Here is a 14,712-nt window from a genome sequence, read left to right on the forward strand (position 1 = left end):
ATGTTATATCCAGAAAATTGCCAAGAAAGATTAGGCTTTAATGAGGTGCGGCAAATGGTTCATCAACATTGTTTAAGTACAATGGGGCAAGCATTGGTTAGTAAAATGCAAGTAATGACCAAGTATGACCAGATCAATAAGTTTCTTCGTCAAACAAGTGAGTTTAAAAGTATTTTAGAAAATCAAGAACCTTTACAAATCAGTACATTTTTTGATATAAAAGTACTGGCAGATAAAATTAGGGTAGAGGGTACATATTTGATGGAAGATGAACTCTCTCAAATTTATGCCTCTTTGCAAACTGTATTTTCAGTACTTCGTTTTTTCGATGAGCGGAAAGAAATCTATCCAAATTTAGAAGCCCTGTTTGAGCATTTACCAATAGAAAAAGACATTCTTAAAAAAATAGAAAAAGTTTTAGATCCAAAAGGTAAGATGAAACCCAATGCATCTGCAGAGCTGCAAGAAATAACTTCAGCAATTGCTAAAGGTGAGCAAGAGGTTAGGAAAAGAATGGATTCTATTTACAAAATGGCAGTTGGTAAAAACTGGGTTGCAGATGGTAGTTTAACCATTCGTGATGGAAGAATGTGTATTCCAATTTTGGCAGAGAATAAAAGAAAGTTAAAAGGTTTTATTCATGATGAATCTGCAAGTGGTCAAACTGTTTATCTTGAACCTGAGGAAGTTTTTACCTTAAATAATAAACTCCGTGATTTAGAATTTGATAGAAGAAGAGAAATTATAAAGATATTAATTGCTTTAACAACAGAATTAAGGCCTTATACTCCTTTATTGTTGTCTTACCATGGGTTTTTAACTAAGTTAGACTTTGTAAGAGCAAAAGCATTGTTCGCAATTGATATTCAGGCTAATATGCCAGTTTTGCTTAAAGACGCAAAAACAAAATTAATCAATGCAAAGCACCCATTATTGTTGTTGTCTTTTGCAACAGAAAAGAAAACGGTTGTCCCTTTAAATATTCATATCAATGAGAATTTAAGGATTGTTTTGGTTTCTGGTCCCAATGCTGGTGGTAAATCGGTTTGTATGAAAACAGTTGGTTTATTACAAATGATGTTGCAAACAGGGCTCTTAGTTCCGGTAGACGAAGCAAGTGAAATGGGGATATTTGACCAGATATTTGCAGACATTGGTGATGATCAGTCAATAGAATCTGATTTAAGTACCTATAGTGCACACTTAACCAAAATGAAGTATTTTGTAGAACATGCATCACCAAAGACTTTGGTTTTAATAGATGAGTTTGGTACAGGAACTGACCCACAATTTGGTGGACCTATGGCCGAAGCTGTTTTAGAGGTGTTAAATAATAAGAAAGTTAGAGGCGTGATTACTACACATTATTCTAATTTAAAGCTTTTTGCTGGTAACACAAGTGGTTTAGAAAATGCATCTATGCTATTTGATAATAGCAAAATGAAACCATTATATGTGTTAGATTTAGGTAAGCCCGGAAGTTCATATGCTTTTGAAATTGCTCAGAATATAGGTTTACAGAAAGAAGTTTTAAACTTGGCAAGGCAAAAAACAGGTACAAATCAAAATAGTATTGATAGTTTGCTGGTAGATCTGGAAAAGGAAAAACGACAAATTCACGAAACTAAAATTAATTTGTTTAACCAGCAGAATAAGGTTAAAAATTTGGTTGCTGAGAATGAAAAGCTAAAATTATTTCTTGAAGAGAATAAAAAAGTACTCATTAAAGAAGCTAAACTTGAAGCCCAAAACATCATTAGAGATGCCAACAAGCTTGTTGAAAATACTATTGCCGAGATTAAAGAAAAGCAAGCTGATAAAGTTGTAACCAAAGAATTAAGGCAGAATTTGCAGAAGAGCTTAGCTAAAAATGAGGTTAAGGAAGAAAAAAAACCTATTGTAAAATTTGATGATTCTACAATTATTGTGGGCGATTGGGTTCAGTTGGTAAATACAGAAACCAGCGGACAGGTTTTAGAAATTAATAGAGATAACTTGGTTTTAGCACTTGGTGATTTACGTTCTGTTGTAAAACGAAATAGAGTTCAGAAAATTAGCAATCGCCAAGCTAAAAAAGTGGTGCAGAGCAATTCATTTTCTGGTCGGATATCTGAAGCTATTACAAATTTCAAACCTGAATTAGACTTAAGAGGCATGCGAGGTGAAAATGCATTGCAAGAAGTAGAAAATTACTTGGATAAAGCCATAATGTTAGGTTTCCCCTCAATTAAACTAATTCATGGTAAGGGTGATGGTATTTTAAGAAAGTTAATTAGAGAATATTTAAAAAAATATAGAGAAGTAAAGAGGGTAGAAGATGAACACGCAGATAGAGGTGGAGATGGGATCACTTATGTTTATTTAAGTTAAAACTATCTATAAGTAACGTTGTTATTATTAAAACGTTACAGTTATGAAAGCATTTTTAAGTTGCATTATTCTTGTGTTGTTTTTCGCAAGTTGCAAAAAGAATTCTGATAAAAAAGATACAGATGATCTTTCGGATGTAGTATTGAAATCTAGAGTTGTGGTTTCAAATCTTTCAAACCCATGGGAGATTATTTATGGTCCTGACAATTTTATTTGGGTTACTGAAAAAGCTGGAAAAATTAGCAGAATTAATCCAGAAAATGGTCAGACTACACTATTGCTAACTATAGGCGATGTTAGGGTAAATGGTGAAGGTGGATTACTCGGTATGGTATTACATCCTGATTTTGGAAATAGTCCATTTGTGTATGTTGTTTATGATTATGGAACGAGTTATAAAGCTAAGGTGGTAAGGTATAGCTATAATAATGGTTCATTAATTAATCCCCAAATACTAATCGATCAAATTCCGGCAGCATCAATTCATAATGGTTCGAGGTTGGTCATTAATTCTAATAAAATATATATTTCTACAGGTGATGCTGCGGATACAACTACTCCACAAAATGTAAATTCTCTTTCGGGCAAAATTTTAAGATTAAACCTCGATGGAACTATTCCAGCAGATAATCCCTATCCAAATAACCCATTATGGTCTTATGGTCATCGCAATGCGCAAGGTTTAGTATTCGTTGGAAGTAAATTATTTTCTTCAGAACATGGTCCAGATTCTGATGATGAAATTAATATCATTGAAAAAGGAAGAAATTATGGTTGGCCAAACATCAAAGGCTTTTGTAATGAAACTGCTGAACAAGCATTTTGTACCATCAATAATGTTGTTGAACCTTTGATTGCCTGGACGCCAACAATAGCTCCAAGTGGACTTACTTATTACAATTCAAATTATATTCCTCAATTTAAAAACTCACTTTTATTAGCACTCTTAAAAGATTCGAAACTAATGCAATTGAAATTAAATGAGAGTCAGACTAAAATAGAATCAACAAAGAATTTTTATGTTAATGAATTTGGAAGATTGAGAGCAGTATGCCAATCTCCTGAAGGAAAACTATATATCTGTACGAGCAATGGCAGTAATGATAAAATTATAGAGATAGCAAAATAAATTTATTGAAAAGCTATTTCAAAGCAAAAGCAGCTTGATTTAAAAATTAAGCTGCTTTTTCATTCTACTTAGTGTAGTATTTACATCAAAAATATCATCTTATCTATTTGCATAGCCATTAATATCTTTCTAATTTAGACCGAAAACAGTATAGAATGATTAATAAAGTTGTAGCCGGAGCAGATGAAGCAATTAAAGATATTAATGATGGAAGCACATTAATGCTTGGAGGATTTGGACTATGCGGAATTCCCGAAAATTGTATCGCTGCACTCGTAAAAAAGGGAGTTAAAAATTTAACCTGTATTGCTAATAATGCTGGGGTTGATGATTTTGGTATTGGATTGATGCTGCAAACTAGACAAGTTAAAAAAATGATTTCATCTTATGTTGGTGAAAATGCCGAATTTGAACGCCAATTGTTAAGTGGAGAGCTTGAAGTTGAGCTCATTCCACAAGGTACTTTAGCTACAAGATGTTTAGCTGCTGGATATGGCATGCCTGCAATTTTTACACCTGCTGGTGTAGGTACTGAAGTAGCAGAAGGCAAAGAAGTTAGAAATTTTAATGGCAAAGATTACTTGATGGAATATGCTTTTGATGCAGATTTTGCCCTTGTTAAGGCATGGAAAGGTGATACTGCTGGAAATTTAATATTTCGTTCTACAAGTAGGAATTTTAATCCTGTTATGGCAATGGCAGGAAAAACTACCATTGCAGAAGTTGAAGAACTGGTAGAAGCGGGCCAACTTGATCCAGACCATATTCACACACCCGGAGTTTATGTACATCGAATTTTTCAAGGTAAAGATTACGAGAAAAGAATTGAACAACGAACGGTGAGGAAGAGGATTGATTAATTTGTAAAATCCTTCGACTACGCTCAGGATGACAATCATTGATTTATTTGAAATTTAATTATCTCCTAAAATAATTTTCAAAACTCACTTTGTGCCCTTTGTGCCTCTGTGGTTAAAAAAGAGAATATGCTTGACAAAAACGGAATTGCTAAACGTATAGCAAAAGAAATAAAAGACGGTTATTATGTTAACTTGGGTATTGGCATTCCAACCTTAGTTGCAAATTATATCCCAACAGGAATAAATGTTGTTTTGCAATCTGAAAATGGGTTATTAGGCATGGGGCCATTTCCATTTGAAGGTGAAGAAGATCCAGATTTAATTAATGCGGGCAAGCAAACAATTACCACATTACCGGGATCGTCTATTTTCGATTCTGCTATGAGTTTTGGAATGATTAGAGCCCAAAAGATTGATTTAACAATTTTAGGAGCTATGGAAGTTTCAGAAAATGGAGATATTGCGAATTGGAAAATCCCTGGTAAGATGGTTAAAGGGATGGGTGGGGCAATGGATTTGGTAGCCTCTGCTAAAAATATAATCGTGGCAATGCAACATATAAATAAAGCTGGAGAAAGCAAATTATTACCCAATTGTACTTTGCCTTTAACTGGTGTAAAATGCATTAAAAAAATAGTTACTGAACTAGCAGTGCTAGATATTTTGCCTGAAGGTGGGTTTAAATTATTGGAACGGGCACCAGGTGTTAGTGTTGATTTTATCAGACAAGCTACTTTAGGAAAACTTTATGCTGATGATAATGTGCCCGAAATGATTCTGGATTAAGAGAAATACGTCATTTCGATACGGAGTTTTTCACGCAGTGAGGAATCTCTAACTTACTGGAGCAATGAATTTGGTCAGTGGTTCTTTGTGAACAGATTTCTCGTCGCTGCGCTCTGTCGAAATGACGGAAAACTCTTACTTACAATATTTCGTCTTCAGCTCGTCAGAAATTTCTTCTGTAATTCTAATGATATCGTCTGGAGTGTCATTATTGTTGATTATAATTTTGTTGCAATCATCTCTATAAGGCAATAGAAATTCTTTGTAAGCTGGTACAACATGATTTTCCCATTTATAAAGTACGTCATCTTCAGGATAACCTCTTTCCATGCCATCTCTTTTAATACGACGTTGTAGCGCAACATCTTCATCTGCTTCAATAAAAATTCGCAAACTTAATAGTTCAGAAATCTTTTGAAAATGTAAAATAAATAGCCCCTCAACTATTAAAATAGGGGCAGGATTAATTTCTAAAATTTTAACTACAGCAAGTGGATTATTGAAATTGTATTCCTTTTTGTAAACAACATCACCTTTAATTAGCTTTTTAATGTCAATTAGAAATTGTTCATCATCAATAGTAGAAGGTAAATCAAAGTTGTAAAGTTTGTTTTCTTCTTGTGTCATTTCACCCGCTGGGATGTAATAATCATCTTGAGATAAAAGTGTTACCTCATCATTTTTAAAATGATGTAAAAAGCTATTTAAGAAAAAAGTTTTACCAGATCCGCTTCCTCCCGCAATCCCGATTATTAGAGGTTTATTGTTGTTCATTCTCTTGAGCGCCGTAATTTATATTACAAAAAAATCGTTTGTCTAAAGCACCAACAGCATCTGCTACTGCTTTTGTCATTACAATGATAACATCTTTTGTCGATTCATTCTCTGTAAATTTACCAACAACCTTTGCAAAGGCAGAACGGTTGGTCATAGGATTAGTCACTTTGATGATTGTTCCAACCGGAGCACTACGGTGTAAAACCAACATTTTATTTGGATCTAAATCTTGATCTGCAATCCAAATGGCAGTTCCTTTTTCTTCTACCTGGGTAATGCCGTATTTGCTTGCTGGATATTTTAAATTAGGATCTTTTATAGTATTTGGATTGGTTGTTGGACTATCATCTTCTGTACCAGCATCTGTGCCCTCCAAGGTTTTTGCATCTTTTATAATTAACTTTTGACCAGTAACAACTTCATTTGCACTTAAATTGTTTGCTGTTTTAAGCTGATAAGTAGTTAAGCCGTATTTTTTTGCAATGGAATAAATTGTCTCACCCACAATTACGGTATGTTCAAACCCTCCACTATTATTTACGTTCGTTTGGACTGGTTGTTCTTTATTAGCTTTAAGGCTGGGTTTTACACTTGGTAATACAACAACATTTTCAGGAGCTGTACCTAAAGAAACTGGATTTGTAGAAGATATTTTTAATACCTGCCCGATTCTTAAATTATTAGAAGAAAGACCGTTTATCCTTTTAATCTCCTCTACAGTTGTACCATACTTTTCTGCTATTAAATTTAAATTCTCTTTAGCCTTAATGGTATGCTCAACATTTGCTATAGCTTCGTTTGTGGTTGTTTTATTGTCAATAACAATTTTTTCAGAAGGAGGGGTTTTAGCTTCAGCTATTGGAATGGCAACATTTTCATTTGTAGGAATTTTTAAAACCTGACCAATCTGTAAGTTGATAGATCTAAGTCCATTTACCCTTTTAATTTCATCAACTGTAGTTCCATATCTTTCAGCAAGCATATTTAGGTTATCCTTTGCTTTAATTGTATAATCGATAACAGCGGCAGAATTTGTTGGTGCAGGTGAAGAAATAGCAGTAAAGGAAATCTCTGTTGGAACTTTTATAACAATTCCAACCTGAAGTAATTTACTTTCATTAAAAGTCATTACATCTTTATAACCTACCCTATATTTTTTCGCTATAGAGTAATATGTTTCTTTCGCTTCAACTTTATGAATGATCAATTTTTTGCCTTTATTATTCTCAACTCCAATTGAATCAATTGTGTTGCTGGCATAAACCACAGAAATGTTTGCTAAAAGACCCGCCAATAATAGTGTATATATTTTATGCATTAAATTCTTGAAATATTTGGAACGACAATTATACGAAAATAAATTTTTAGGTTAACCGCGATTATAAAACGTTAATATGACACATCTATTGTACGAATTTTCCATTTTTGGTAAACTATTCGCTACAACTATTTGTTGTATTAGAAATTAGAAACCATCAAAATTAAATACCATGGACGCAAAAGAAATAAGCTTAAGCGAGAAAAAAGTAAAACCAGTAGTTGATATGTTAAATGATTATTTAGCAAATTACCATATTCATTATCAGAAATTAAGAGGTTGCCACTGGAATATTAAAGGCCAAAACTTTTTCACCCTTCATGTGAAGTTCGAAGAATTATATACAAATGCACAATTAACAATTGACGAAATAGCCGAACGCGTTTTAACTTTAGGGAAACCACCTCATAGTCGCTTTGCAGATTATATTAAAGAATCTACAATTAAAGAAGTTGATACCATTGGAATGCAAGATTTGAAAATGGTTGATGAAGTTTTAGAAGATATGGCAAAATTGATCCAGATTGAACGAGATTTATTAGATGCATCTGATTCTGCAGGCGATGACGGTACAAATGATATGGTAAACCGCTTTATGCAATTTAAAGAAAAAACAACTTGGATGTTACGCTCTTTTGCTGGCAAAAAATAAAAGATAAATTTTAATTGGCCGTAGATTAGCAGATTGATATAAAAATCTGTTAATCTATGGCTTTTTTGTTTTAGAGCATACTAAATATTTATCTTTGAAGATGGGTTACAAAAATTTAGCCGAATGTGTTGCAGACCTAGAAAGAAATGGTCATTTAATCCGAATTAAAGAAGAAGTAGATCCTTACTTAGAAATGGCAGCTATCCATTTGAGGGTTTATGAGAACGGAGGTCCCGCATTATTATTTGAAAACGTAAAAGGAAGTAAGTTTCCGGCAGTTTCTAACTTATTTGGAACACTAGAACGGTCTAAATTTATGTTTCGGGATAGCTTGGACAAAGTTGAACAACTCGTTTCTTTACGTTCTGATCCAATTAAAGCTTTAAAAAATCCATTTAAATATACTGGTTCAGCATTAACTGCATTATCGGCTTTGCCTTTGAAACAATCTTTATTTAAAAGTAATTTTCAAAAGACGTCCATTAGCAGCTTACCTCAAATTGTAAATTGGCCCATGGATGGTGGTCCTTTTATTACAATGCCACAGGTTTTTACAGAAGATATTGATAAACCAGGTGTGATGAATGGTAATTTAGGAATGTACCGAATTCAATTAGCTGGCAACGATTATGCAACTGATAAGGAAATCGGATTGCACTATCAAATTCATAGAGGTATAGGTGTGCATCAAACTAAGGCTAACGCTAAAGGAGAGCCTTTAAAAGTGAGCATATTTGTAGGTGGACCACCATCACATCCCCTAGCTGCGGTTATGCCATTACCTGAAGGATTATCTGAACTTACTTTTGCGGGCGCTTTAGGAAACAGACGATTTAGATATTTTTACGATGACGAAGGTTTTTGCATTTCAGCTGATGCTGATTTTGTAATTACAGGAACTGTTTATCCACACGAAAATAAACCAGAAGGCCCTTTTGGAGACCATTTAGGCTATTATAGCCTTACACATCCATTTCCTTTAATGAAAGTGCATAATGTGTATCATAAAAAAGATGCAATATGGTCTTTCACAGTGGTAGGCAGACCTCCACAGGAGGATACTAGCTTTGGAGCCTTGATTCATGAAATTACTGGATCGGCAATCCCACAAGAGATACCGGGTTTAAAAGAAGTAAATGCTGTAGATGCTGCTGGAGTTCATCCGCTTTTGTTCGCAATTGGTAGTGAGCGGTATACACCTTATTTAAAAGATAGAAAACCTCAAGAAATATTAACCATTGCCAATCATATTTTAGGTAAAAACCAACTTAGTCTTGCTAAATATTTATTTATCTCTGCCAGAGAAGATAATGAAGCGCTAAGCACAAATAATATTAAAGATTTTCTTCAGCACATGCTGGAAAGAATTGACCTAACAAAAGACTTGCATTTTTATACTAATACTACAATTGATACTTTAGATTACTCTGGTGAGGGTTTAAATGCAGGTTCTAAAATTGTATTTGCAGCTGCAGGAGAGAAGAGGAGAGACTTGATGAGAAACCTTCCGAGTGATTTTAGTTTACCAGAAGGATTTGGAAAATTTGCCATAGCAATTCCGGGTGTTTTAGCTATACAAGCGAACCCTTATACAGATTATAAATTGGCTAAAAATGATATAGACAGGTTAAAAGAAAATTTAAAAAATACAGACCTTTCTAATCTACCAATGATTATTGTTTGTGATGATGCTGAATTTACTGCAGCAACAATTAATAATTTAGTGTGGGTTACTTTTACAAGAAGCAATCCTGCAGTAGATATTGATGGAGTTGATGACTTTACCATTAATAAACATTGGGGTTGCAATGGTCCATTAATTATCGATGCTCGTAAAAAACCACATCATGCACCAGAATTAATTAAAGATCCAGAAACTGAGAAGAGAATAAATAGATTTGCCGAAAAGGGAGGTTCCTTATTTGGAATTATCTAATAAAAAAACCATTTGGGTGTCCAAATGGTTTTTTTTATTAATATAATAGTACTATTAAAATCTTAGTCCTAAGGTTAAGAATACATTGTTTCTTGTGTTTTTAACATCCGCAGTTGGTTCAGTACCAGTACTTAAATTGTAAGGGCTAAAAGTATTATTTGTTTCAACTCTTTGATATGCTAAATCTACATAGTAGTTATTTACTCTGTATCCCAAGCCACCACTGTACATTTTAGTGTCAAAGAAACCATCTTCATCAGTTTTATAAGGACTTCCATTTAAGCCGTAACCTGCTCTTAAACTTAAGTTGTTAATTTTATACTCACCACCAACTCTATAGTTAACTGCACTTTTGTAATTATTTCTAATGTCAGCATTATTTCTTCTAAACAAATCATTATCTCCATTGCCAGAATTAGAAGAAAGTCTTGTGCTTGCATAGTCTATAAAATCAACATCTGCAGAAATAATAGCTTGACTACCTATTACATAACTTGCACCTAAAGATCCTTTTAAAGGAGTTCTTAAGTTATAAGTAAAATCATAAGTTTCGGTATTAGTAGTTCCTCTTATTGTTCCGCGGTTATCAAGCCCCTCAGTATAACTGTCATCAATAACGAACCAAGTAGGTGTTTGTAAGGTTGCGCCCAACCTAAGCCCCTCTGCTGCACGCACTATTACTCCAATTCTACCGTTTACACCTGATCCTTTAGTGATTTGACTTTGGTTAAATAATAGTTTATAGTTGATGTTTGCACCAGTTAAAGCGCCAGTGCCGTCATATTCCCTAGCTTTACCAGCTTCTTCATATTGTGCATCAGTTGTATATCTTAAATCAACTAAACCAAGACTTGCGCCAATATAAATTTGGTTTGAAATGTTTGCAGCTGCAGAAAAATTAAACTCAGATACTGATCCAGATTTAACTTCATTTTTTCGCTGTGCATTACTTTGGGTTGCATCAGCAAATGTTTCAGGAAAATAATTGCCAGCTACATTGTCATAACTTATCAAATAATTATCATAAGCCATTCTTTCTAAACTTCCTTCTGCTAAATTACTAGGCAAAGTTGAGCCAGCTATTTCAGCAAAATAATCAGCAATGGAGTTTTTATTATTATTTCCACCATAATTAATCTCCGTATTGTAGTCGTTATTTCTACTATAACCAATACCAAAAACTGCACTTATCAATCCTTTTTTAGTGTCTTGTCCTTTTTGTTTATACATAGGGGCATAAAAAACTGCACCTAATTGATTGATGTTAAGTTGACTTTTGTTTGTATTTGTATTTTGGTTTAAATAAGTTGCATCCATGCTACCTTGATTAAATTCTGGGGTTAAGCTAAATTCAGATTTAGTAAATAAACCTAAACCAGCAGGATTTCCACCCAATGAGCTCATGTCTCCTCCAACACCAATTTGTGCATTTCCCATAGCTTTAAAACGAGAAGTGCTACCATAATTAGTTTGAGAAAAACGTAATGCATCGCTCGCATATTGAGCGTAAGTATTGCTTGTGGTAGCTACTATAGCTACCACAAACATTAATATAATTTTTTTCATGTGTGTTGTGTTAATTTAGATTATCTACCACCTCTTGTTGGTCGGCCACCACCGCCGCCTCCGCTACTGCCACCAGAGCTTTCGCCTCTACTACCGCCACTTGAAGGAGGTGGAGAGCTTTGTTGAGGAGGTGGGCTATACGTTGGAGCTGGTCTAGAAGGAGCTTCACTTCTAGTTGGTCTAGATTCTGTTGTAGTTGATCGTGTCGGCCTATCGTTACTTGTACCTGTTGGACGAGAAGAGCTTCCATTTGAAGGATTATAGCTTTCTGCTCTACTTCTGCTTACACTACCATTATTAGGTGAACCATAAGTGTTCGATCTAGAAGGTGTTCCTAACGCTGATCCAGCACCATAATTTGATCTTCCACCTCTGTTAAATCCATTTTCGCCACCTCTGTCAGGTCTTGAACCGTAGTTTGGATTATATGTGTTTCTGCCAGCATAATAGCCGCCACCTCCATAATAACCTCCGCCATAGTAACCACCACCATATGGATTATATGAATAATAACCCCAATTGTAAGGATATCCTAAGCCATAATAGTTATAGCCTAAAAAGCCCCAATTAGTATAAGGATAGTAACCCCAATTATTATAACCTAAGCCATAATATGAATTATAACCATAATAATTGTAGTAAGGATCATAATAGCCTCTCCACTGATTGCCATAATAAAATCTATCTATGCGAGAATAATAATCCATGTCGTATCTAGGATCTGTTTTCCCATAGTAGTCAGAATTTGAATCATCTGTGGTTTGTGTGTTTTGAACAGGTGTTGCAGGCTTGTATTCTTTAGCTTGTGCAGTTGTGTTGTACACATCATCCTGAATTGCACTGTTTTGTGCTAATTTAGGAGTTGAGCAGGAGGTAACAATCAAGGCTGTTACCACCAGCATTCCGGTTAATAATTGGTTAGGTTTCATTTTATGTGTGTTTTGTTTGTGTGCTAAATTAAATTGTAGCTATAAATTTATAGCTTTGTAAACAACTTTACAAGAAATTTAACACAAAAAACGTTCCAAATAGTTATGAGCAAAGGTATTACGAGTAAAAATGACGATTATTCTCAATGGTATAACGATATTGTTATAAAGGCAGATCTTGCAGAGCATTCTTCTGTAAAAGGTTGTATGGTAATTAAGCCATACGGCTACTCAATTTGGGAGAAAATGCAGGCAGTTTTAGATCATAAATTTAAAGAAACTGGTCATAGTAATGCTTACTTCCCCTTGTTTATTCCTAAGTCTTATTTTTCTAAGGAAGCAGCTCACGTTGAGGGCTTTGCAACTGAATGCGCAGTTGTTACACATTATCGTTTAAAAAATGACGGTAATGGAAATATTGTGGTTGATGAAACTGCAAAACTGGAAGAAGAATTGATCGTACGTCCAACATCAGAAACCATTATTTGGAATACCTACAGAGGTTGGATAGAATCTTATAGAGATTTACCTTTATTAATCAATCAATGGGCAAATGTAGTTCGTTGGGAAATGAGAACACGCTTGTTTTTGCGTACTACTGAATTTTTATGGCAAGAAGGCCATACCGCCCATGCAACCTCTCAAGAAGCAGTTGAAGAAACAGAAAGAATGTTAGATGTTTATGCAGATTTTGCAGAAAATTTCATGGCTGTTCCAGTTGTTAAAGGAAAAAAAACACCAACAGAGCGTTTCGCAGGTGCGTTAGACACTTATTGTATTGAAGCTTTAATGCAAGATGGAAAAGCTTTGCAAGCAGGAACATCTCACTTTTTAGGACAGAATTTTGCAAAAGCATTTGATGTAAAATTTACCAGTAAAGAAGGAAAACTAGAGCATGTTTGGGCTACATCTTGGGGTGTATCTACCCGCTTAATAGGTGCTTTAATTATGGCACATAGTGATGATGCAGGTTTGGTATTACCTCCAAAATTAGCTCCAATCCAAGTGGTAATTGTTCCAATATATAAGGGAGAGGAAGATCTTGCTAAAATCTCAACTTTTGTTGATGTATTAATGTTGAAATTAAAGGCAATGGGTATCTCTGTAAAATATGACAGTAGAGATAGCCAGCGTCCAGGGTTTAAATTTGCAGAATATGAATTAAAAGGGGTTCCGATTCGATTGGCTATTGGTGGCAGAGATATGGAAAATAAAACAGTAGAATTGGCAAGGAGAGATACTAGAGAAAAATTCACTGTTCCACAAGAAGGACTAGATATTTATATTGCAAATTTATTAAATGAGATACAAGAGAATATCTATAATAAAGCATATCAATTTAGAGAAGAACATATTACCGAAGCTAACTCTTACGAAGAATTTAAAGCATTGTTAGATGATAAAACTGGCTTTATTTCTGCCCATTGGGATGGTACTGCTGAAACAGAAAAACAGATTAAAGAAGAAACAAAGGCAACGATTAGATGTATTCCTCTTAACAATAAACAAGAAGATGGTGTTTGCATAAAAACAGGAAAACCATCAACTCAAAGGGTATTGTTCGCGAGAGCCTATTAATAGAATTGAGATATGCGTATTGCATATAGAGATGTAGAACTAATTTAATAGCTCGAATTTCTCACTACGCAATATTTAATACGTCATACGAAATGGAAGATAACTATAAAGAAATATTGAACAAATTAGAAAGCAAAGCTTCCTTAAAGCAGGCTATTTATCGCAGCACAGCTGAAGTATTTAGCCTGTCAAAAGTTATACTTTCTAAAATAGCTTCGAAATTGCATCAAGATTATACTGCAAAAGATCCTTCTGTGGAGGTTATTTATAAGGAGAACAACCAGTTTGAAGCTCAGTTGAAGTTTTCTGGTGATATGCTGATGTTATCTATGCATAGCAATGTGTTCAATTTTGATGAAGGGCATTCTATTTTTCAAACTAGCTATGTTAAAACCGATGTAAGTTTAAGCTATTGCGGTGCAATCTATATCCACAACTTCTTAGCCGATTCGATAAAGTACAATCGTCTTGCAGATGAGGGTTCTTTAATAGCAAGAATTTTAGTAAATAAAGAGAATCACTTTATGGTAGAAGGTGATGGAACTTTGGGGTTTTTATATGAGAACTTTGAAGAAAACATCATCACAGAAGAAAAGATAACTGATATTTTAGAAAAGTCAATTCTGTTTTGTTTAAGTAATGATTTGATTCTTCCACCGTATGCCCAAATAAAAGATGTAACATTACATCAAAAACAATCGTTAATATCAGCAGCTAGTGGTCATCCAACGGGTAAACGTTTAGGTTATTTATTTAGTTCAGAAATACAGCAAAATAATAATATATAGTATCAAGCCGGCATGAATAATTA

At 34.2% G+C, this 14,712-nt stretch carries 12 protein-coding genes; 8 read left to right on the forward strand and 4 right to left on the reverse strand.

The window, feature by feature from the left end; all coding sequences use genetic code 11:
• From FA048_RS16330 to FA048_RS16345, 4 genes are all read left to right on the forward strand, one after another.
• Window positions 1-2,370: an endonuclease MutS2 gene (locus FA048_RS16330; RefSeq protein ID WP_136843086.1), complete on the forward strand. Its 2,370-nt coding sequence runs from the start codon at window positions 1-3 to the stop codon at window positions 2,368-2,370.
• Window positions 2,371-2,413: 43 nt separating this feature from the next.
• Window positions 2,414-3,499, forward strand: coding sequence for a PQQ-dependent sugar dehydrogenase (locus FA048_RS16335; protein WP_136843088.1), 1,086 nt, complete (start codon window positions 2,414-2,416; stop codon window positions 3,497-3,499).
• A 155-nt stretch (window positions 3,500-3,654) separates the two neighbouring features.
• On the forward strand, window positions 3,655-4,359 hold the full coding sequence (locus tag FA048_RS16340; RefSeq protein ID WP_136843089.1) for a CoA transferase subunit A: 705 nt from the start codon (window positions 3,655-3,657) through the stop codon (window positions 4,357-4,359).
• A gap of 126 nt (window positions 4,360-4,485) precedes the next feature.
• Window positions 4,486-5,145 carry a 3-oxoacid CoA-transferase subunit B gene (locus tag FA048_RS16345; RefSeq protein WP_136843091.1) on the forward strand — a complete coding sequence of 220 codons (660 nt, stop codon included), beginning with the start codon at window positions 4,486-4,488 and terminating at the stop codon, window positions 5,143-5,145.
• A 135-nt stretch (window positions 5,146-5,280) separates the two neighbouring features.
• On the opposite strand, the gene FA048_RS16350 is transcribed toward FA048_RS16345, so the two are convergent.
• A complete protein-coding gene (locus FA048_RS16350; RefSeq protein ID WP_136843093.1) occupies window positions 5,281-5,919 on the reverse strand; it encodes a uridine kinase family protein in 639 nt (212 codons plus the stop codon).
• Complete coding sequence (locus FA048_RS16355; RefSeq protein WP_136843095.1) at window positions 5,906-7,240, reverse strand: LysM peptidoglycan-binding domain-containing protein; 1,335 nt, start codon at window positions 7,238-7,240, stop codon at window positions 5,906-5,908. Before FA048_RS16355 ends, FA048_RS16350 begins: the two co-directional genes overlap by 14 nt.
• A 172-nt stretch (window positions 7,241-7,412) precedes the next feature.
• Here FA048_RS16355 and FA048_RS16360 point away from each other — a divergent pair, with 172 nt between their 5' ends.
• Both FA048_RS16360 and FA048_RS16365 read left to right on the forward strand, forming a co-directional pair.
• On the forward strand, window positions 7,413-7,892 hold the full coding sequence (locus tag FA048_RS16360) for a Dps family protein (RefSeq protein WP_136843097.1): 480 nt from the start codon (window positions 7,413-7,415) through the stop codon (window positions 7,890-7,892).
• A gap of 100 nt (window positions 7,893-7,992) precedes the next feature.
• Window positions 7,993-9,828, forward strand: coding sequence for a UbiD family decarboxylase (locus FA048_RS16365; protein WP_136843099.1), 1,836 nt, complete (start codon window positions 7,993-7,995; stop codon window positions 9,826-9,828).
• Window positions 9,829-9,882: 54 nt separating this feature from the next.
• Here FA048_RS16365 and FA048_RS16370 read toward each other — a convergent pair whose 3' ends face one another.
• Window positions 9,883-11,394 carry an OmpP1/FadL family transporter gene (locus FA048_RS16370; RefSeq protein ID WP_136843101.1) on the reverse strand — a complete coding sequence of 504 codons (1,512 nt, stop codon included), beginning with the start codon at window positions 11,392-11,394 and terminating at the stop codon, window positions 9,883-9,885.
• A 20-nt stretch (window positions 11,395-11,414) separates the two neighbouring features.
• The gene (locus FA048_RS16375) at window positions 11,415-12,323 is read right to left on the reverse strand and encodes a hypothetical protein (protein ID WP_136843103.1); all 909 of its coding nucleotides are present in this window, start codon (window positions 12,321-12,323) and stop codon (window positions 11,415-11,417) included.
• A gap of 105 nt (window positions 12,324-12,428) precedes the next feature.
• On the opposite strand from FA048_RS16375, the gene proS reads away from it, so the two are divergent.
• Both proS and FA048_RS16385 read left to right on the forward strand, forming a co-directional pair.
• A complete protein-coding gene (proS, locus tag FA048_RS16380; RefSeq protein ID WP_136843105.1) occupies window positions 12,429-13,901 on the forward strand; it encodes a proline--tRNA ligase in 1,473 nt (490 codons plus the stop codon).
• A gap of 92 nt (window positions 13,902-13,993) precedes the next feature.
• Entirely contained in the window at window positions 13,994-14,689 is a 696-nt protein-coding gene (locus FA048_RS16385; RefSeq protein WP_136843107.1) for a hypothetical protein, read from the forward strand.
• Window positions 14,690-14,712: the final 23 nt, after the last annotated feature.

The organism is Pedobacter polaris (genome assembly GCF_005116505.1).
Lineage (GTDB): Bacteria > Bacteroidota > Bacteroidia > Sphingobacteriales > Sphingobacteriaceae > Pedobacter > Pedobacter polaris.